Here is an 18,674-nt window from a genome sequence, read left to right on the forward strand (position 1 = left end):
TCATGGCCTCTCGAGGCGTCGCATCCGGGCGAAACTCAACGGCGATCTCACAGCGGCTGAACTGCTGAAGGCATCCATCGCGCACAAGGTGACTTTCGTACCGGGCGCGGGGTTTCGCGCGGATGATCCCGACACAAGGACACTGCATCTTTCGTTCGCAGCGCCGCCTGTCGCGAACATGAAAGAAGGCGTCAAACGGCTTCGTGATGCGTACGAGACTGTCCGCGCACGAGCGTGACGTCGCTCCGCTGCGTCAGGAAGCAGTCGACGTGACGAACGGCGAGCCGGTGTTGGCGCCATGCTTGACCTGCCCTTGCACTAGCACCCCGTCGGTCTGCGCCAGCCACCCGCCCCCGGCGCATGCTCATTACACCCCACCAACGCCCGCACCAGCGCCCAGTCATCGTCATCGCAGAAATCGAGCAGCATCGCGCCGCACGGCCCGGGCTGCTCGCGCAACCGTTCCGCGAGCCGCGCGTGAATCCCCTCCACCCTGCCGTCGCCGTGCGCGACCACCGACGGATTCGCGCCCATCCCCGTGCCGCTGCAGAAATTGATCGCCCAGCGGCCGCTGGGCGGCGACGGCATGGCGCTCAGCAGCGCATCGATCACCCGCCACTTGTACGCAATCGACCCGGCCACCGGCACCCGGTATTCATCCTGGATCACGAACGCCGCATCGGGATGATCGATCGCGAACGTCGCGTTGTCGGGCCACGCGGTCAAATCGATGCCGAGCGGCCGGCTGCTGCGAAACCGCCGCAGCAACACCACCGCGCCGCGCACGTCGCCGAGCGCCGGCAGCGCGCCGCCCGCATGCCAGCGCAGCCGCGGATGCCGCGCACGATGCGCGTCGAACGTCGCATCGAAGCTGCGCGTGCACGCGTGCGCGGGCCACTCGTCCTTCACCGACATCACGATGCATTCGCGCGGATGCGCATCGAGAAAGCGCGTACAGTCTGCAAGCACGTCGTCGAACGTCATCCCGAGCGCGATCCCGCCGTGGTGGATGTCGAACGTATCGCGCCGGTGCCGGCAGCGGATGTCGAGCAGCCGCACGCCGTGCTCGAGCTGCGCGGCGAGCGGCGCACGCTGGGTGCGCACGAGCGTATCGTCGATGGTATACGCACAGGTGTCATGGCTGCCCGGTAGGGTCAGCGTATGCAGCGGCCGCGTGTCGTCGAGCGCCGACATCCAGTCGGCCAGCGGCGTGTGTGCTTCGTGTCGCGAAGGAATCATGAGTCGATGACGGACAAGGAAAGAAAAACGTGGGTGACCGCGTCGGATGTCGCGGTGCGGGCCGGCGTGTCGCGCTCCGCGGTGTCGCGCGCATTCTCGCCGACGGCGAGCATCGCCCCTGAAACGCGCGAACGCGTGATGGTGGCCGCGCGTGCGCTGGGCTATCAGGTCAACCTGATCGCACGCGACATGATCACGCAGCGCAGCAGCATGATCGGCGTCGTGACGGCGGGCTTCGAGAATCCGTTCCGCGCGCGGCTGCTGTCGGATCTGATGGCCGCGCTCGGGCAGCGCGCGTTCACGCCGCTCGTGACCAATGCGGAAGATCCGCGCCAGGTCCGGCAATCGCTCGAACGGCTGCTGAGCTACCGGATCGCGGGGCTCGTGATGACGTCCGCGTCGCCGCCGCTGTCGGTTGCGCGGCAGTATCTGGAACACCGGATTCCCGTCGTGATGATCAACCGCGCGGCGAACCTGCCGGGCGCGGATGTCGTGGTCAGCGACAACGCGGCGGGCGCGGCCCACGCCGCGCAGCGGCTGGTGCGGGCCGGCGCGCGCCGGCTCGCGTTCGTCGGGCCGCGCACGGCGAGCTACAGCGCACGCTCGCGCGCGCAAGCGTTCGCACACGCGCTGAAGCAAGGCGACGCGTTCGATGCCACGCTCGTGCGCGTGCTCGACACGCCATCCGACACCCACGCATGCGGGCTCGATGCCGCACGGCAACTGTTCGCGTCCGGCGACCGCCCGGACGGCGTGTTCTGCTCGTCCGACCTGCTCGCGCTCGGCGTGATCGACGCCGCGCGCAACGCCTTCGGCTTGCGCGTGCCCGACGACCTGCGCGTGATCGGCTTCGACGACATTCCCGCCGCCGAATACGACGCGTACCGCCTCACGACGCTGCGCCAGGACACGCAGGGCCTCGCGCACGCGGCCGTCGACATGCTCGCCGAGCGGATCCAGACGTTCGACGGCGCGTCGCGCACGCGCGTGGTGCCGGTTACGCACGTGGTGCGGCATAGCTGCGCATGACGCGCCGCATCACTTGAGTCCGCCCGCGAATCCGCGCAACAGGTAGCGCTGCACGTAGCCGGCCACCGCGAGCGTCGGCAGCGACGCCAGCAGCCCCGCGCTCATCAGGTCGCCCCAGTCGATGCCGTTCTCCGTCACGTAGCCGGCAATCGCGAGCGGCAGCGTGAAGCGGCTCGGCGTCGACACGAACAGCAGCGCGATCAGGAATTCGTTCCATGCGGCGATGAACACGAAGATCGCGGTCGCGATCAGCCCCGGCGCGCACAGCGGCAGCACGATCTGCACGAGCCGCCGGGCGAGCCCCGCGCCGTCGATGCACGCGGCCTCTTCATATTCGACCGGCACGTCGCGCACGAATGCGAGCAGCATCCAGATCGCCATCGGGAGCGCGTAGATCTGGTAGGCGAGCATCAGGCCGAACGTCGAATCGAGCAGATGCAGCCGCTTCGCGAGCGCGAACAGCGGCACCGCGATCGTGATCGGCGGCATCAGCTTCAATGCCAGCACGAGCATCAGGAACAGCAGGTCGAGCCGCGCCGGAAAGCGCAGCCGCACGAGCGCATACGCGGCCGGAAACGCGAGCGCCAGCGCGAGCAGCGTCGTGCCGAACCCGACCAGCAGCGAATTGGCGAGCGGCGCGCCGATGCCGTTCGACCACACCGACGCGAAATGCTCGAACGTCGGCGCGGCCGGCCAGAGCCGCAGCGGATGATCGAGGCGTTCGAGCGTCGGCATGAAGGCCGCGCCGGCCATCCACAGGCACGGCAGCAGCAACAGCGCGAGCGCGACGACGCGCAGCGCCCACGGCACCGTGCGACCGAATGCGGCGCCCGTCATGCGCGCCGCTTGCGAACCGTCTGCCATACGTATCCCGAAACCAGCAGCGCGGACGCCGCGAGCATCAGCACCGACGCGGCGCTCGCCGGCCCGACGTTGAAGAAGCGGAAGCCCGTGTCGTAGATATAGGTCGACAGCGTCTGCGTCGCGTTGCCGGGGCCGCCGCCCGTCAGCGCATAGACCTTGTCGAACAGCTTGAAGGTGTCGATCGAACGCAGCAGCATCGCGAGGCCGATCTGCGGCGCCGCGAGCGGCAACGTGATGTCGCGCAGGCACTGCCACTCGCTCGCGCCGTCGGTGCGCGCGGCTTCGTACAGCTCCTGCGGGATCGACTGCAGCCCGGCGAGCACGATCAGGAACGCCATCGGCGCCCACTGCCACACGTCGACGAGCGCGAGCGACCACAGCGCGAGATGCGGATCGGACAGCCAGCGCACGCCTTCGATGCCGAAGGTCGCCAGCAGCGCGTTCAGGAAGCCGTCGAAGTTCAGCCAGTTGCGCCAGATCGCCGAGCACACGAGCGTGGACAGCATCATCGGCAGGATCGCGAGCGGCAGCGCGATGCGCCGCCCCGGGAATGCGCGCACGAACAGCAGCGCGAGGCCGAAGCCGAGCGCGACCTCGACGAGCGACGCGACGATCGTGAAGCGCAGCGTGTTGCCGAAGCCGGCCGTGAACGCGTCGTCGCCGAGCACCGCGCGATAGTTCGCGAGCCCGGCAAACGCACGATGACCGGCCGCATAGTCGACCCGGCAGAACGAATCGATCAGCACCTGCGCGACCGGATACAGCGCGAGCGCGGCCAGCACCAGCAGCGCGGGGCCGAGCAATGCGACGAACGGCAGGCCGCGGCCGAGCGATTTCATGCGCGGATTCCGGACGATGCGTGACGGCGGGCCGTCACTTGCCGGCCGCGGCCATCGCCTGCGTGATCTTCTGTTGCGCCTGACGCAGCGCGGCGTCGGGCGCGGCCTGCCCGGTCAGCGCGAGCTGCAGCTGGTCGCCGAGAATGCTCTCGACCTGCTGCCAGTCCTTCACGCGCGGCCGCGCACGGCCGGCCTCGAGCGCCTTCAACTGATCGGGATACCAGCGGTACTGGCGGACCAGCGCAGGATCGGCAAACACGCTGCGGCGCGTCGGCGGAATGCCGATGCCGGCCAGGCGCGTTTGCGTATCGCGCGCGGTCAGGTACGCGAGGAAGTCCTGCGCGAGCTTCGCGTGCGGCGCGTCCTTCGGGATGCCCATCTGCCAGATGCCGAGCATCGGCGCCGGGCCGGCGGTCTGCCCGGGCGGCGGCTGCAGCGCGATCTGCCCGACCACGCGCGACTGCTTCGGATCGTCGAGCGCCGGAATCCACGCAGGCCACACCTCGATCGATTGCGCGGCCGTGCCGCGCTGCAGCGCATCGCGCACTTCGGCCGCGCCGTATACGTCGACGTCCTTCGGCGCGGACGCCTTCAGCGCCAGGAAAGTCTTCAGCGCGCCCTGCGACTCGCGCGAGTCGATCGTCACGTTGCCGGCACGGTCGAACACGTCGCCGCCGTATGCCCACAGGATCGGCAGGAAGCCGGTCACGATCGGGTTGCCCTTCGTGCCGCGGAACACCACGCCCGACATGCCCTTGTCCGCCCCGCCGACGGTCTGCGCGATCTTCAGCACGTCGTCCCAGTTGCGCGGCGGCTGCAGCTTGTATTTCGCGAGCAGGTCCTTGCGGTACGCGAACATCTCGACGTTGCCGACGATCGGCAGCGCGTACAGCGCGCCCGCCGCGTTGCGGCCGAGCGCGACCGTGGACGGCACGAGATCGGCGTCCGCCAGCGACGCCGGCAGCGGCTTCAGCCAGCCGTTGCCGATGAATTCGGGCGCCCACGTGTCGTCCATCATCACGAGGTCGTATGTGCCGGTGCTTTCGCGCATCGACAGCTTCAGCTTCTGGTACAGGTTCGCGTTCGGCAACTTGAGCAGCTCGATGTCAGTGCCCGGATGCAGCTTGTTGAAACCGGCGACGGCGTCGGCCAGCCCCTTGCCGTAGATGTCGTCGCGGCCAGCGATGACGAGATCCGCCGCGCAGGCGTGCGAGGCGGCGAAGGACAGCGCAACGGCGGCGGACAGCACGCGCAGGCGGCTCAGCAGGGTCATGAGGTCTCTCTCGATCGACGGATGTAGCGGGACGGCCATGCGTTGCACACGTGTGCAACGCCGGCCACACTTCGGGTCGCCTGAAGCGTCGCCATTGTTCACGCAGACCGTGAAGGTATTGTGGCAAGCGGCAAGCCGGATGCCACAAGGCACGCGTCCCTTGCGCCCGATACCGCATCGGGCGCAACGATCCGGTTCCTGATGAAAATGGCGGAAAGACCGTCCCCGATCCTTCGCGCCATTGCCTGCCATATTCAGTTTCTGTCCATCCAGCCCGTTCAGTTAAGCATACGGACGATTTTTTTCAAGCATGGCTTTCCATCAATTGACCGGTGCCGCCCCCTGTACATGAGACGTCGACGGCGACACGCGACCGGCATGCCGCCGCCCCGTCGTTCCTGGTCAGAAATTCACGCGAATGCCAGCCATCACCGCGAGCTGGCGGCTCGAATTGCTGTTCGCGAGCACCGGAATCTGCGCGTAGTTCACCGCATTGCCGTCCGCATCGGTGCCGAGCCCCGTGCCGCTCGCGATCTGGCCGATCGCGACCGCATACAGCGCGGTGCGCTTCGACAGGCTGTAGTTCGTGCCGATGTTCACCTGGTGGAAACGCGTCGTGCCGCGCCCGTCGGTGTGCGCGGCGTTGAAGATGTACGCGACGCCGCCCTGCAGCGCCGGCGTGAACATGTACGTGACGTTCAGCTCGCCGATGTCGAACGTGAACGCCTGCGTGCGCGGCTGCGCGTCGGTCGAGAAGTAGCGGCTGTCGCCGAGACGCGTGTGCGTATAGGTCAGTGCGACCGTCGCCGCGCCGAGCGTCACCGAGCCGCCCGCGCCGAACGCGCGCATCGAGCCGGCGTCCTGTAGCAGGCAGTACATCGCACCGGGGTTGCTGCACGCGAAGTCGCCGATATAGCCGCTCGCGCCGCCGAGCGCCGCGTCGAGCGGCTGGTGCAGGTCGAGATAGCCGACCGAGAACGCGACCGGCGCGCGGTTGTAGGTCGCCGCGACCGAATAGCCGCGCTTCGCGGAAAAGTCGCCGGCCTGCCCGCCGAAGCTGAACGTGCCGCCGACCGTCAGGCCGTTGAAGTCGGCGCTGGTGAACTTCACCGCGTTGTTGAAGTTGAACGCGGCATTCAGGTTGTCGACGTCGCCGAGATGCGAGCCGTACGGCGTCGCCCAGTTGTTGCTCGATGCATACGCGCCGAGCATGTCGGTGTACGAGTCGTATTGCCGGCCGAGGCCGAGCGTGCCGATCGTGTCCTTGCGCAGCCCGACCCACGCCTGCCGGCTGAACGCGGTGCCGCCCTGCAGCGCCTGCCCGTTCCCCGACAGGAACTGCTGCTCGAGCGAGAACACCGCGCTGAGGCCGCCGCCGAGCGGCTCGTCACCCTGGAAGCCGAAGCGCGACGGCACGAGGTTGCCGCCGCCCATCTGCCACGCATGCCCGCCGCTCGTGCTGCCGTCGGCGCGCGTGAACTGCTGGTTCGTCGAATAGATGATGCCGGTGTCCACCGTGCCGTACAGCGTGACGCTGCCGGCGGTCTGTGCGTGTGCGTGCATGCAACCCAGCGTAGCCGCCGCCGCGGCCAGTCGTCGTCCGATCTTCATGTCCCGCCCTCTGTTGTCATCGATTCGCAGTGCAGACCGATGGAGTTGTCGATATGGGTGACAGGACTCTATCCAGCGAAAATTCGGGACCTCTATCCCAAATCAGCAAATGGTGAAGCAGACGGGTCGCGACGGCGCTCGACGACGCCGTCGCGACGGTTCGTACATCACTCGGGCCGCAAGGTTTGCGACGGCAACTCGCCGAACAGGTCGCGATACTCGCGGGCGAAATAACCGAGATGCGTGAAGCCCCAGCTCGCGGCGGCCTCGCCGACGCCGAGCTGCTGCGCGGACGTCGTGCGCAGCAGGCGCCGCACCGCGTTCAGCCGGATGGTGCGCAGATAGCCGACGGGCGTGACGTCGGCGACGCGCTGGAAGCTCGTCTGCAGCGTGCGGCGGCTGCAGCGCAGCGCGCGGCACAGCTCGAGCACGGTGACGGGCTCCTCGGGCCGCTCGCGCAGATGCTTCTCGCAGCGGCTGACGATATCGCTGTAAGTGGCATGCGTGATGTCGCGCCGCTCGACGCCGATGCCCTGGTCGAGCGCATCGAGGAACATGCCGAGCATCGCGTCGCGGAACATCTTGCGGGTGGCCGCGTATTCGAGGCAGGCCGGATTGCGCTGCGCGTCGTCGATCAGCGCCGACAACCGCGCGCCGAGCGCGACGCCCTGCGCGTCGGACAGCCGCGTGACATGGCGCAGCTTGCGCGCGCCGGCCGCGCCGAACTCCGCTTCGCACAACTCATCGACCATGTCGGATGCGGCGCTGATCCCGACGAGCCCCATCCCTTCCGGCGTATGGAATTCGAAATCTTCACCGGCGCGCAGTGCGAGCAGCGCATAGCCGTCGATCGGCTGGCCCTGGAACGTGCCGGCGAGCGGCACCGACAGCGGCACCGCGAGCGACGTGCGCCCGCCCGGCGCGAGGCCGGTTTGCGCGACGCGGCGGTTGGTCGTCTCGCGGAAGAAATGGAAGTCGTCGTACAGCACCTGGGTGACGGTGCCCTTGAACCGGCCCGGCGTCATCTGGCGGTAGACCTGATGCCAGCCCGCGATCGCGAGCCCGTGGTCGTGCACGTCTTCGTGTGAGCGTGACTGGAACAGCATCGGCATCTCCGGTAAAACCCTGACTCTTCATCGCGCCCGCCGGGTTCGCACGGCGCGCGACGTCACAGCTTACCCCCGCAAAATTCCGCGTAGTGCGGTTTCGAATGCAAGACAGGCCGCCGACAGCGCGGCGGCCTGCTCGCCGGTCAGCCGGACGTAGCGGCGAAACGACGGCATCCGGTTCACGACTTCGCTGCCACCGAACGGCACGATGGCGAGCGTCCAGCGCCCGTCGCGCGCGGCGATCGTGCAGTCGGTCAGGTGCAGCGGGCGCAGCGCGTCGGCGAGCGACGGTTCCGCGACGAGCGCGGCCACCGTCCGCACGAATTCGGGGGCACATCCCGGCGCGGGTTCGGCCGCGACGCCGGTGCGCCGCAGCCAGCCGGTCTGCAGCACGCGGGCGCTGCCCTCGGCGGCCGGCCCGCGCGCGGCCACCGCGACCGCCACGCTGACCGTATGCATCAGGAATTGCCGGTCGACCCGCTCGTCGACGCGCACGCGCACGCCGTTCGGCAGCCGCGCCGTCGTGTCGCCGGCCGTGCCGTGCGCATCGCGCGCGGCGCCCAGGTCGGCGAGCACGCGGGCGGCGATCGCACCGGGCCGATGGCCGGGCGGCGGCGTATCGGGCGCCGCGCGCCAGCGGGCGAGCGCGGCCCTCACGATGCGACATGCTCGTTGCGCAGCACTTCTTCCACCGGCACCGGCTTGAACGGATGCCGGCGCTGCACGACGACCGTCCAGAACAGCGCGTACAGCGCGGTGAGCCCGAGCATCGCGCCGAACGGCACGTAGATGTCGCGTGCGTTCATGCCGGGCGGCGTGATGTACCAGATCGCGAGCACGATGCCGGCGCTCGACACGATCTGCGGCAGCGGGAACAGCGGCGAGCGGTACGGGCGCGGCAGGTCCGGGCGGCGGATGCGCAGCATCACGACCGACGCGGTGACGAGCAGATATGCGGTGCCCCACGCGCAGGTCGCGGCGAGCACGAGGTGCAGGATGCTGTCGAGATTGCCGTTGATCAGCCACGCATGGAAGATCGGCACGATCGCCGCCGCGACGATGCCGACCACCGGCGTCTTGAAGCGCGGATGCAGATACCCGAAGCAGCGCGGCAGCGCGCCGTCGATCGCCATCCCGTACAGGATGCGCGGCAGCCCGGCCATCAGCGTGTTGATGGTCGCGGCGCCCGCGCACAGGAATGCGACGCCGAACCATACGCGCCCGAACGGCCCCAGCACCTGCAGCGCGAACGCGGGGATTGCGCCCGGCGTGTCGAGCAGATGCGTGAGGCCGTCCGGGCTCACCGGCACGTTCGCGACCTGGCGGCGGATCGCCGCGCCGTACAGGAACATGCAGATCGCGACGCCGACGAGGCCGAGCGCCATCGCGCGCGGAATCGTGCGGCCCGGCGCCTTCATTTCCGGCGCGAGCGGCGTGACGAACTCGCAGCCGACGAACATGAACATCGCCATCCCGACCAGCGACAGCACGGCCGACACCGACGTGCCGACTTCCGAGCCGCCGAACCAGCCGTCGAGGTGCACGGCCGGCGCGGCCGCGAGCCCGAGGATCCCGAAGATCATCAGCGACAGCCACATGCCGGCCGTCAGCACGATCTCCAGCTTGCTGAACACCTTGATGCCGATGATGTTGGTGATCGCGAACGTGACCACGAGACCGACGCCGACGAGCCACGAGCTGTTGTGCTTCTCGAACGCGGCGTTCAGCGACTCGAAGTTCACGAGCGCCATGATGCCGCTCAGGATCGTCTCCGCCGTGCCGGCGAACACGTGCACGAGGAAATACGCGGAAATCGTGCCGGTGATCGCCCAGAAGCGGCCGAGCCCGCACGACAGGTAATCGTAAACCGAGCCCGCCGTCGGCAGCATCGCCGCGGCTTCGGAGAAGGTGGTCGCCTGCGCCTGCATCATCACGAACGCGATGATCATCGCGACCGCGAACGCCCAGCCGCCCATCCCGAAACCCGACGTCGCGGTGAGGATCACCGGGCTCGCCATGATGAGGCCGACGGCGCTCGCCAGCGCGGTCGGAAAGCCGACCGCGCCTGCCGTCAGCACCGTGCCGCCGCCCGCCTCCACCGGCGTGCCGGCGGGCGTATCGCCCGCGGCGCCGGTCACTCCAGACCATCCGGACATCGTCGTCTCCTTCCTTTGTCGACCGGCGGCGGCGCTTCGGCGCCCGCTCCGGTTCGTTGCTTCGCGGTCGCGCCCGGGCCGGCGCTTCAGCGCTTCGGCACCCCGGCCCCTGTCCATTCAAACTCGATCCGATGTCGAAAAAATACGCAGGCAAAATAATCCGGTCATAGCCCAAATCGGCAAACCGGCGGCGGCAGCCTCGCTGCCCGCCGCCGGTTCGTCGTCACGCGAGCGTGCCGTCAGGCGCTCACGCGAACGGCACGGCCTCGAAGCCCGCCGCGAGCGCGTCGACGATCCGGTCGAGCTGCTCGCGCTGGATCACGAGCGGCGGCGACAGGATGATCTTCGTGCCGACCGGACGCACCAGCACGCCGTGCTCGCGCGCGACTTCCGCGACCGCGTTCGCGTAGCCGGACAGCGGATCGATCGGCTCGCGCGTCGTCTTGTTCGCGACGAGATCCAGCGCGAGCATCAGCCCCTTGCCGCGCACCTCGCCGACCGCCGCGAAGCGCTCCGGGAACGACTGCAGCGCTTCGAGCAGATACGCGCCCTGCTTCGCCGCATTCGCCGGCAGGTCTTCCTTCACGACGATGTCGAGGCTCGCGATCGCGGCCGCGCAGGCGACCGGGTGCCCCGCGTACGTGTAGCCGTGCATGATCGCGCCGCCGAAATCCGCGTTCGCGGCGAACGCGTCCTCGATGCGCGCATTCACGGCCGTCGCGCCGAGCGGCACGTAGCCGGACGAGATGCCCTTCGCGAGACACATGATGTCCGGGCGCACGCCCCAGCCGCGGCTGCCGAACAGGCTGCCGCTGCGGCCGAAACCGGTCACGACTTCGTCGGCGATCAGCAGCACGCCGTAGCGGTCGCACACCTCGCGCACGAGCGGCCAGTAGTTGGCCGGCGGCACGATCACGCCGCCCGCGCCCTGCACCGGTTCCGCGATGAACGCGGCGACCGTGTCGGGGCTCTGGAACTGGATCTCGCGCTCGAGCATTTCCGCGCAGATGCGGCCGAGTTCCTCCGGATCCTGCGTGAACGGGTTGCGGTACAGCCACGGCGTCTCGACGTGGAAGCAGCCGGGCAGGTTCGGCTCGTAGTTGCGGCGGAACACCGTGTTGCCGTTCACCGACGCGCCGCCGAAGTGCGTGCCGTGATAGCCCTGCTTCAGCGAGATGAACTTCGTGCGATCGGCCTGGCCGCGCACCTTCCAGTACTGGCGCGCGATCTTCAGCGCGGTCTCGATCGAATCGGAGCCGCCCGAGCTGTACAGCACACGGCGCATGCCTTCCGGCTCCATCATGTCGATCAGCTTCTTCGACAGTTCTTCCGCGCGCGGATGCGAGATGCCGTCGAACAGCTGGAAGTATTCGAGCTCGTCGAGCTGGCGCACGATCGCGTCCTTCACTTCCTGGCGGTTGTGCCCGACGTTCACGTTCCACAGGCCCGCGACGCCGTCGACGAGCTGCTTGCCCGCTTCGTCGAACACGTAGCAGCCGTCGCCGCGCACGATGCGGATCGGCTTGCGCTGTTTCATTTCGTTCGGGTGCAGCATCGGGTGCCAGAACTTCGCTTCGTTGTAGCTCATTGCAGTCTCCACTTTCGGATCGTTTGAACCTCGATCGCTCCGGGTCGAGGTCTTGAGGGTGTTCAGGTGTTCGGAATGGGCGCCGCGCGTCAGTGCGCGATGCAAACGGATTTGGTTTCGGTGAAGCCTTCGATCGCGTACTGGCCGAACTCGCGGCCGATGCCCGATTGCTTGTAGCCGCCGAACGGCATCGACGGATCGAGCGGGATATGGCAGTTCACCCAGACGGTGCCGGCCTCGATCTGCGGGACGAGATTCATCACGCGTTTCAGGTCGTTGCTCCAGATGCTCGCCGCAAGGCCGTACGGCGACGCGTTCGCGAGACGGACCGCGTCGGCCGCATCGTCGAACGGCACGACGACGATCACCGGGCCGAACACTTCGTCGTGCACGATCGCGCTGTCCGGATGCGGATCGGCGATCACCGCCGGCTTCACGTAGTAGCCGGGCAAGTCGTCGGCCGGCGTGCCGCCCGCGAGGAACGTGAGGCCCGCGCGGCGCGCGCCTTCGATGTGCTCGACGACCTTGTCGCGATGGTGCGCGGAGACGAGCGGGTTGATCTGCGCGGTCGTGTCGAGGCCCGCGCCGAGCTTCATCGACTGCGCGACGCCCGCGAGGCCGTCGGCGAGCTGCGCGAACTTGCTGCGGTGCACGTAGATGCGCGATGCGGCCGCGCACACCTGCCCCTGGTTGAAGAACGCGCCGGCGGCGACGCCGTCGAGCGCCTGCGCGACGTCGACGTCGTCGAGCATCACGATCGGGTTCTTGCCGCCGAGCTCGAGCGAGAAGCGCGTCATGTTCTGCACGGCCGCCGCGCCGACCAGCTTGCCGGTCGCGGTCGAGCCGGTAAACGAGATCTTCGCGATCGACGGGTGGCCCGACAGCGCGGCGCCGCAGGCGCGGCCGCCGGTGACGACGTTGAACACGCCCGGCGGCACGCCGGCGTCGCAGGCCAGTTCGGCCAGGCGCAGCGCGGTGAGCGGCGTTTCCGGCGACGGCTTCAGCACGATCGTGCAGCCGGCCGCGAGCGCGGGAATCAGCTTCCACACGGCGATCATCAGCGGGAAATTCCACGGCACGATCGCGGCAACGACGCCGACCGGCTCCTTGCGCGTATAGGCCGTATAGCGCGCGCCGGGCGGAAACGGAATCGACACGTCGAGCGTCTGGCCGGTGATCTTGGTCGCCCAGCCGGCCATGTAGCGCACGTATTCGACGCTCGCGCCCACTTCGACCGCGCGCGACACGTGGATCGACTTGCCCTGGTTCAGCGTTTCGAGCTGCGCGAGCGTTTCGGCGTCGGCTTCGACCAGGTCGGCGAGCTTCAGCAGGATGCGCTCGCGGTCGGCCGGGCGCAGCCCGCGCCAGACGCGCGAATCGAATGCGTGCTTCGCGCTGGCGACCGCGCGGTCGACGTCGTGCGCGTCGGCATCGGCGACCGTCGCGAGCCGTTCGCCCGTCGCCGGGTCGTACACGTCGAGCCGGGCCGGCGAGTGCGCGGGCTGCATGCCACCGTCGATGAAAAGGCCGAAGTCGCGCGCGACGAAAGTGCGCACGGTGTCGCTGACGGCGACGAAGTTCGTGTTGCTCATGGGCGTCTCGATAGTTGTCGTGGCTGACCGCATGCGCTCGGGCATGCGGGCTTCAGGCCACTGTATCGACGGGGGAACGCGCCGGGTGAGCGCAAATTGGCAGCGCGTGGGGCATCGAAATGCGGGGGGTGCCGGAGCGTGCGAGGGCGACGGACGAACGCCGCCCTATCGTCAGACCAATCACGCGGCGCGCATGCGAATACGGAAAAATTACAGGAACAGCGCGCCGACCAGCTCGGTGCGATTCGACACGCCGAGCTTGCGATACATGCGCATCAGATGGGTCTTGATGGTCGGCTGGCCGAGCGCGAGATCGCGCGCGATCTCCTTGTTCGAACAGCCGTCGCGCACGAGCCGCGCGATCTGCTCCTCGCGGTAGGTCAGCCGCGCCTCGCAGCCGATCCGGTGAATCCCGCGCCGCGCGCGCAGCAGCGGGCCCAGCGCGGCCTCGGCAACCGGCTGCAGCCGCGCCAGCGCATCGATCTCGCCCGGCGCGAACCGTCCGGCCATGCCGTTGCCGTGGGCATCGCCGTTCCCGAAGCGCAGCAGCGAAAACGCGCCGACCGTCCGCCCCGCTTCGTCGCGCAGCCAGATTTCAACGACATCGGCCACATCGTGCCGCCGCAGAAAGCGGGTCCAGTACGCGGACGCCTCGCGTCTTTCGTCAGGCAATTGGGAGGCGAGCGTCACGACCGCGCGAACGCCCGCCGCGCAGCGCGACGGATGCAGCGGATCGAGCATCCGGTAGCGCGCGATATAGGTGCGATGCATCGATTCCGGCATGCCGAACAGCTCGAAATCGGCCGGCTCGCCGCTCTGGTCGAGCCGATAGAACACGATCGCGGACGGGCTCGCGAATGCGTCGAACGCGTCGACGCACGCGCGCAGTGCGCGTTGCCAGTCGGCGGCTTCGTGATCGGCGGGAACGGATGAGGTCGGCATGGAGGAATCGGCGGGCGGCCGGACGCGTCGAAGTTCGGGCCAGCCTACCGGCGCCGAAATGCGCCGGTGAGCGCAAATCGGCAAATCGGCTTCGGGCGGCGGAGGGAAAAGCCGCCTGCCGTGTCGCGACGAGGGAATCTGCGGCGGAAACCGCGCGTGCGGCATCGCGCCATCGACGACGAACGCCGAATGGGGCGCAAACCGTCGCATGCACCGATGGCACCCGATCGGAACGATCGGGCCGGCCTCGATCGAAACGCGCGCGCCGGCTTGCAACACCGGCGCGGCGCTACATCAGTGCGCGTTCGCGGCGAACGTATCGCAGGCGCTCACCTCGCCCGACTCCATCCCGCGCCGCAGCCAGTACACGCGCTGCTCGCTGGTGCCGTGCGTGAAGCTCTCCGGCACGACGTAGCCCTGCCCTTGCTGCTGCAGCCGATCGTCGCCGATCGCGGCGGCCGCCTTCAGCCCCTGTTCGAAATCGCCCGGCTCCATGAGCTGCTGGTTCGCGCGCTGCGCATTGTTCGCCCACACGCCGGCGAAGCAGTCGGCCTGCAGTTCCATCCGCACCGACAGCGCGTTCGAGCGCGCCTCGCTCGAACGCCGGCGCGCGGCGTCGACCTTGTCGGAAATGCCGAGCAGGTTCTGCACGTGGTGGCCGACTTCGTGCGCGATCACATAGGCCTGCGCGAAATCGCCGCCCGCGCCGAACCGCTTGCGCAGCTCGTCGTAGAAACCGAGATCGATATACACCTTGCGGTCGGCCGGACAGTAGAACGGCCCCATCGCGGTCTGCCCGGTGCCGCACGCGGTCGGCGTCGAGTTCGTGAACATCACGAGCTTCGGCGGCTCGTATTGCGCGTGCAACTGGCTATTGAAGACGCTCGTCCACGTGCGCTCGATATTGCCGAGCACCTTGCGCGTGAACACCGCGCCGGGATCGTTCGCCGGCGCGCCCTGGCGCTGCGCGGGCTGCGCCTGCTGCTGCCCACCTTGCAGCGCCGACGCGCCCTCCAGAATCACGCGCGGGTCGATCCCGAAGAAATACGAGGCGGCAAACGCGACCACGATCGTACCGATGCCGATCGTCGCGCCGCGCCCGCCCACGAAACCGCCGCCGCCGCGGCGATCCTCCACGTTCACGCTTTCTCTTTCGTCGTCCAGCCTCATTGCCGGCCCCTCCCTTTCTTGTCGTTGCGCCGACGGGACAGCCCCCGCCAGGCGATTGATTCCGGTCCGCCGGCTCGCGCTCGCACGGCGCGGCCCGGTCGGCCCCACGCTACCGCGCGGGCCTGTCGACACATGACGGACGCGGCACCCGGATGACAGGCTGGCACACGCGCTGCTTTGCCGGCGCCAACGTCTTATCGTAAAAATTATGAAGCATGGAGCGGGCAATCAGGCCGGCGACATCGTCATTCTTTGCAAAATGACGATTCGTGCGGCCCGGGAGGACGGGAAATCCGGGCGAGGAACCTGGTTTATCCGCGCGGTCAGCGGTCAGCGGCCTGTCGCGACCGACTTCGCGCGACTCCGGCGGACGTCGCTCACCGCGTCGAGCAGGCGATACTTGCGGATCTTTTCGTAGAGCGTGCTCTTCGCGATGCCGAGCTGACTCGCCGCCTTCGTCAGATTGCCGGCATGACGCGCGAGCGCGCGCCGGATGGATTCCGCCTCGGCCTTCCTCAACGACTCGCCGGGGTCCGGCACGAGCGCATCGACGGGCCGCGCGGCGTACGCATCGACATCGATCGAGGCCGCCATGCCGATCTCGGCGGGCAGCTTGTCGGCCGTGATCACGGGGCAGTCCGACAGCAGCAGCGCCCCCTCGATCGCGTTCCGCAGTTCACGCACGTTGCCGGGCCACGCGTAGCGCAGCAGCCGCTCGTACGCGTCGTCGTCGAACGCGCGCGGGGACAGGCCATAGGACTCGCACAGATGTCCGAGCCAATGCGCGATCAGCGCCGGCAGATCCTCGCCGCGCTCGCGCAAGCTCGGGATCGACACGGTCGTGACCGCGATCCGGTAGTACAGATCCATCCGGAACCGGCCTTTCGCGACGGCATCCTTCAGATCGCGGTGCGTCGCCGCGACCAGCCGGAAATTCACCCTGCGCGGCGTGTTCTCGCCGAGGCGGTAGATTTCGCTCTCCTCCAGCACCCGCAGCAGATGCGGCTGGATGTCGAGCGGCATTTCCCCGATCTCGTCGAGAAACAGCGTGCCGCCGTCGGCCGCTTCGATCTTGCCCGCGGCGCCGGACTTGCGCGCGCCGGTAAAGGCCCCTTCCGCGTAGCCGAACAACTCGCTGGCGAGGAGGTCTCTCGACAACCCGCCGCAGTTGAGCGCGACGAACGGCGCGTCGGCGCGATCGCTCGCCCGGTGGATACCCTGCGCGAACAGTTCCTTGCCGACGCCGGTGTCGCCGAGCAGCAGCACCGGCACCCGGGACGGCGCGAGCTGGCGCGCGCGATTCACGGCCTCCCGCAGCGCGGCGCTATCGCCGACGATGCGCTCGAACCCGCGCGGCTCGCCGCCATGCCGTTCCCGTCCGCGCGCGATCGGCACGGCGCCGCGAGGATTCGCGATACCCGGCGTCACGATCATGTAGCCCAGCACGTCCGCGCCGTCGCGCACGGTTTCGACGTGGCTGCTCGACAGCCAGGCCGGCGCGCTCGCCGGCAGCCGGCCGTCGTCCGCGTAGCGCTCGAGTTCCGGCACCGCGAACGCCGCATCGCACCGGATGTCGAATCCGAGCCGGCGCAGCACCGCGACGACCTGCGCATTGGCCTTGACGAGGCGGCCGCGTTCGTCGACGACGATCACCGCATCGGCGGACGACGCGCCGAAGCGGGACGCGCAGCGGTCCAGCAGGCTCAGGCGGCGCGCCATGCCCTCCTTCGCGAGCCGGCTTTCGATCCGGCCCGCGAGCGATACCGCGAGCGCAAGGCTGTAAGGGTTGTAGGTCTGCGCGAGCCCCGAAATGTCGATCACGCCCAGGACGTGCCCGTCGCGGGGATCCTGGATGACGGTCGCCGAGCAGGTCCAGCGCTTGATGCCCGCGCAGAAATGCTCCGCGCCATGGATCTGGACCGGCTCCCGGAGCGCGAGCGCGGTGCCGATCGCATTGGTGCCGCAATTCAGCTCGGTCCACTCGCAGCCGGGAATGAGGCCGACCTCGCGCGCTGGCTCGACGATCCGCATGTCGCCTTCGTGCTGGAGGATCATTCCGCTCGGATCGGCCAGCAGCATCACCGTGCCCGTCTGCGCCAGAAAATCCCGGGTCTGCTGCATCAGCGGCAGGCTGGCGTCGACGAGGCGGCCGTTCGACCTGCGCCGCTGCACGAGCCCGTCTTCGTCGAGCGGCGGCGGCGCGCGATCGACGCCGGGATCGACATGGCTGACGAGACAGCGCTGCCACGAATCGTCGACCACGCCGCGTACGTCGGGCGAACGCCATTCGCTGCCGGTCAGCAGATGCTCCCATGCGGCCATGATGCTCGCGTCGTGGTGTGGACTGGGAAACCAGTCCATCGGCGTGCCTCTCTGTTGCATGTCTGTCTCCTGGCGGTTTCGTCATGACACGAACCGCAAGGCCGTCGTAGCGGCCCTTTTTGTCGACTTTGCGGGGTGCCCGACCGCAACCGGCGGTGGGCGTGGGGACTATCGTACTCCGTTACGGCGCTTGGGCGGCCGTCCGGATACACGCCACTGCAAGCAATGCGCGCGCCAGCCGGCGGTGGCCCGCAGGCCGTCATATGGCGCGGTGCGCCGCCGGAAACCGGCGACCGAAAAGAAACCGGCCGTTCGAAAATCGAACGGCCGGAAATCGAACGCCTGGCGCGAGCCGGGCCGACAGGGCCGGCGCATGCCGGGCCCTGCGAACGGACTCGCCTGTCAGATCATTGCGCACGCTCCGGAACCGGCAGATGCACCCATTCCGCGTAGAACGCATCGATGTCGGGTTCGAAGTCGTGAATGACCGGGTACCACGGCGTGGGCGCCTCGACGTCGTGCATCGCCGCGCAGGTCGGACAGTAGTATTCGCGATAGACCTGCCATTGCGTATCGGGCGCCATCAGGCGGGGATAGACCTCGTCCATCGCCTCGTCGGATTCGCGCACGAAGACGTTCGCGTGCAGCTTCCAGTTTTCGCGGTAATCGCAGAACACGTGGCCGCAGTCGCACTGCGTGACCCAGTGCTTGGTCGCCCATTGCTGCACGATGTACAGGTGCGGGCCGAGCGGCAACACGATGCGGTCCTTCCAGCCGAGCTTCTGCTGCAGCGCCTCGACATACATCCGGAAGCGCTCGCCGTCCTTCGGCATCGACAGCATGCGCAACGTCGTGTCCCAGTCGAGCTTGCCGTCGACCATGTTCCTGATCTGTTCCTTGGTGTAGGTAGACATCCTCGGTTCTCCATGTGGATGATAGT

Annotated in this window: 15 protein-coding genes; 1 reads left to right on the forward strand and 14 read right to left on the reverse strand. The window is 68.5% G+C overall.

What is annotated here, in order from left to right; all coding sequences use genetic code 11:
- Positions 1-318: 318 nt before the first annotated feature.
- Positions 319-1,239, reverse strand: a complete 921-nt coding sequence (locus DCN14_RS10225; RefSeq protein WP_162826189.1) for a phosphatidylinositol-specific phospholipase C — start codon at positions 1,237-1,239, stop codon at positions 319-321.
- Positions 1,240-1,245: 6 nt separating this feature from the next.
- On the opposite strand from DCN14_RS10225, the gene DCN14_RS10230 reads away from it, so the two are divergent.
- Positions 1,246-2,268 carry a LacI family DNA-binding transcriptional regulator gene (locus tag DCN14_RS10230; protein WP_096501378.1) on the forward strand — a complete coding sequence of 341 codons (1,023 nt, stop codon included), beginning with the start codon at positions 1,246-1,248 and terminating at the stop codon, positions 2,266-2,268.
- Between the two features lie 9 nt (positions 2,269-2,277).
- Here DCN14_RS10230 and DCN14_RS10235 read toward each other — a convergent pair whose 3' ends face one another.
- The 13 genes from DCN14_RS10235 to DCN14_RS10295 all read right to left on the reverse strand — a co-directional run bounded on the left by DCN14_RS10235 (position 2,278) and on the right by DCN14_RS10295 (position 18,648).
- Positions 2,278-3,132 (reverse strand): carbohydrate ABC transporter permease, encoded by an 855-nt coding sequence (locus tag DCN14_RS10235; protein WP_096501380.1) that lies wholly within the window; start codon positions 3,130-3,132, stop codon positions 2,278-2,280.
- Positions 3,102-3,971: a sugar ABC transporter permease gene (locus DCN14_RS10240; RefSeq protein ID WP_096501382.1), complete on the reverse strand. Its 870-nt coding sequence runs from the start codon at positions 3,969-3,971 to the stop codon at positions 3,102-3,104. Before DCN14_RS10240 ends, DCN14_RS10235 begins: the two co-directional genes overlap by 31 nt.
- Positions 3,972-4,005: 34 nt before the next feature.
- Positions 4,006-5,244, reverse strand: coding sequence for an ABC transporter substrate-binding protein (locus DCN14_RS10245; RefSeq protein ID WP_096501384.1), 1,239 nt, complete (start codon positions 5,242-5,244; stop codon positions 4,006-4,008).
- A 402-nt stretch (positions 5,245-5,646) separates the two neighbouring features.
- Positions 5,647-6,855: a porin gene (locus DCN14_RS10250; RefSeq protein WP_096501386.1), complete on the reverse strand. Its 1,209-nt coding sequence runs from the start codon at positions 6,853-6,855 to the stop codon at positions 5,647-5,649.
- Between the two features lie 167 nt (positions 6,856-7,022).
- Positions 7,023-7,961 (reverse strand): helix-turn-helix domain-containing protein, encoded by a 939-nt coding sequence (locus tag DCN14_RS10255; protein WP_096501538.1) that lies wholly within the window; start codon positions 7,959-7,961, stop codon positions 7,023-7,025.
- A 69-nt stretch (positions 7,962-8,030) separates the two neighbouring features.
- Positions 8,031-8,621: a DUF3156 family protein gene (locus DCN14_RS10260; RefSeq protein ID WP_096501388.1), complete on the reverse strand. Its 591-nt coding sequence runs from the start codon at positions 8,619-8,621 to the stop codon at positions 8,031-8,033.
- On the reverse strand, positions 8,618-10,120 hold the full coding sequence (locus DCN14_RS10265; RefSeq protein ID WP_096501390.1) for an APC family permease: 1,503 nt from the start codon (positions 10,118-10,120) through the stop codon (positions 8,618-8,620). Before DCN14_RS10265 ends, DCN14_RS10260 begins: the two co-directional genes overlap by 4 nt.
- Before the next feature lie 247 nt (positions 10,121-10,367).
- Entirely contained in the window at positions 10,368-11,708 is a 1,341-nt protein-coding gene (locus DCN14_RS10270; protein ID WP_096501392.1) for an aspartate aminotransferase family protein, read from the reverse strand.
- An 89-nt stretch (positions 11,709-11,797) separates the two neighbouring features.
- On the reverse strand, positions 11,798-13,300 hold the full coding sequence (locus tag DCN14_RS10275; RefSeq protein WP_096501394.1) for an aldehyde dehydrogenase family protein: 1,503 nt from the start codon (positions 13,298-13,300) through the stop codon (positions 11,798-11,800).
- A gap of 210 nt (positions 13,301-13,510) precedes the next feature.
- Complete coding sequence (locus DCN14_RS10280; protein WP_096501396.1) at positions 13,511-14,242, reverse strand: helix-turn-helix transcriptional regulator; 732 nt, start codon at positions 14,240-14,242, stop codon at positions 13,511-13,513.
- A gap of 294 nt (positions 14,243-14,536) precedes the next feature.
- Positions 14,537-15,412, reverse strand: coding sequence for a neutral zinc metallopeptidase (locus tag DCN14_RS10285; protein WP_096501398.1), 876 nt, complete (start codon positions 15,410-15,412; stop codon positions 14,537-14,539).
- Positions 15,413-15,742: 330 nt separating this feature from the next.
- Positions 15,743-17,794, reverse strand: a complete 2,052-nt coding sequence (locus DCN14_RS10290) for a sigma 54-interacting transcriptional regulator (RefSeq protein WP_346265264.1) — start codon at positions 17,792-17,794, stop codon at positions 15,743-15,745.
- A gap of 347 nt (positions 17,795-18,141) precedes the next feature.
- On the reverse strand, positions 18,142-18,648 hold the full coding sequence (locus DCN14_RS10295) for an acetone carboxylase subunit gamma (RefSeq protein ID WP_096501402.1): 507 nt from the start codon (positions 18,646-18,648) through the stop codon (positions 18,142-18,144).
- Positions 18,649-18,674: the final 26 nt, after the last annotated feature.

Origin of the sequence: Burkholderia sp. IDO3 (assembly GCF_003366075.1) — a bacterium.
GTDB lineage: Bacteria > Pseudomonadota > Gammaproteobacteria > Burkholderiales > Burkholderiaceae > Burkholderia > Burkholderia anthina.

What these genes read in the sequence shown, in the direction of transcription:
- DCN14_RS10225 (WP_162826189.1), bottom strand. Translation starts at nt 1,239, where the DNA reads ATGATTCCTTCGCGACACGAAGCACACACGCCGCTGGCCGACTGGATG.
- DCN14_RS10230 (WP_096501378.1), top strand. Translation starts at nt 1,246, where the DNA reads ATGACGGACAAGGAAAGAAAAACGTGGGTGACCGCGTCGGATGTCGCG.
- DCN14_RS10235 (WP_096501380.1), bottom strand. Translation starts at nt 3,132, where the DNA reads ATGGCAGACGGTTCGCAAGCGGCGCGCATGACGGGCGCCGCATTCGGT.
- DCN14_RS10240 (WP_096501382.1), bottom strand. Translation starts at nt 3,971, where the DNA reads ATGAAATCGCTCGGCCGCGGCCTGCCGTTCGTCGCATTGCTCGGCCCC.
- DCN14_RS10245 (WP_096501384.1), bottom strand. Translation starts at nt 5,244, where the DNA reads ATGACCCTGCTGAGCCGCCTGCGCGTGCTGTCCGCCGCCGTTGCGCTG.
- DCN14_RS10250 (WP_096501386.1), bottom strand. Translation starts at nt 6,855, where the DNA reads ATGAAGATCGGACGACGACTGGCCGCGGCGGCGGCTACGCTGGGTTGC.
- DCN14_RS10255 (WP_096501538.1), bottom strand. Translation starts at nt 7,961, where the DNA reads ATGCTGTTCCAGTCACGCTCACACGAAGACGTGCACGACCACGGGCTC.
- DCN14_RS10265 (WP_096501390.1), bottom strand. Translation starts at nt 10,120, where the DNA reads ATGTCCGGATGGTCTGGAGTGACCGGCGCCGCGGGCGATACGCCCGCC.
- DCN14_RS10270 (WP_096501392.1), bottom strand. Translation starts at nt 11,708, where the DNA reads ATGAGCTACAACGAAGCGAAGTTCTGGCACCCGATGCTGCACCCGAAC.
- DCN14_RS10275 (WP_096501394.1), bottom strand. Translation starts at nt 13,300, where the DNA reads ATGAGCAACACGAACTTCGTCGCCGTCAGCGACACCGTGCGCACTTTC.
- DCN14_RS10280 (WP_096501396.1), bottom strand. Translation starts at nt 14,242, where the DNA reads ATGCCGACCTCATCCGTTCCCGCCGATCACGAAGCCGCCGACTGGCAA.
- DCN14_RS10285 (WP_096501398.1), bottom strand. Translation starts at nt 15,412, where the DNA reads ATGAGGCTGGACGACGAAAGAGAAAGCGTGAACGTGGAGGATCGCCGC.
- DCN14_RS10290 (WP_346265264.1), bottom strand. Translation starts at nt 17,794, where the DNA reads ATGCAACAGAGAGGCACGCCGATGGACTGGTTTCCCAGTCCACACCAC.
- DCN14_RS10295 (WP_096501402.1), bottom strand. Translation starts at nt 18,648, where the DNA reads ATGTCTACCTACACCAAGGAACAGATCAGGAACATGGTCGACGGCAAG.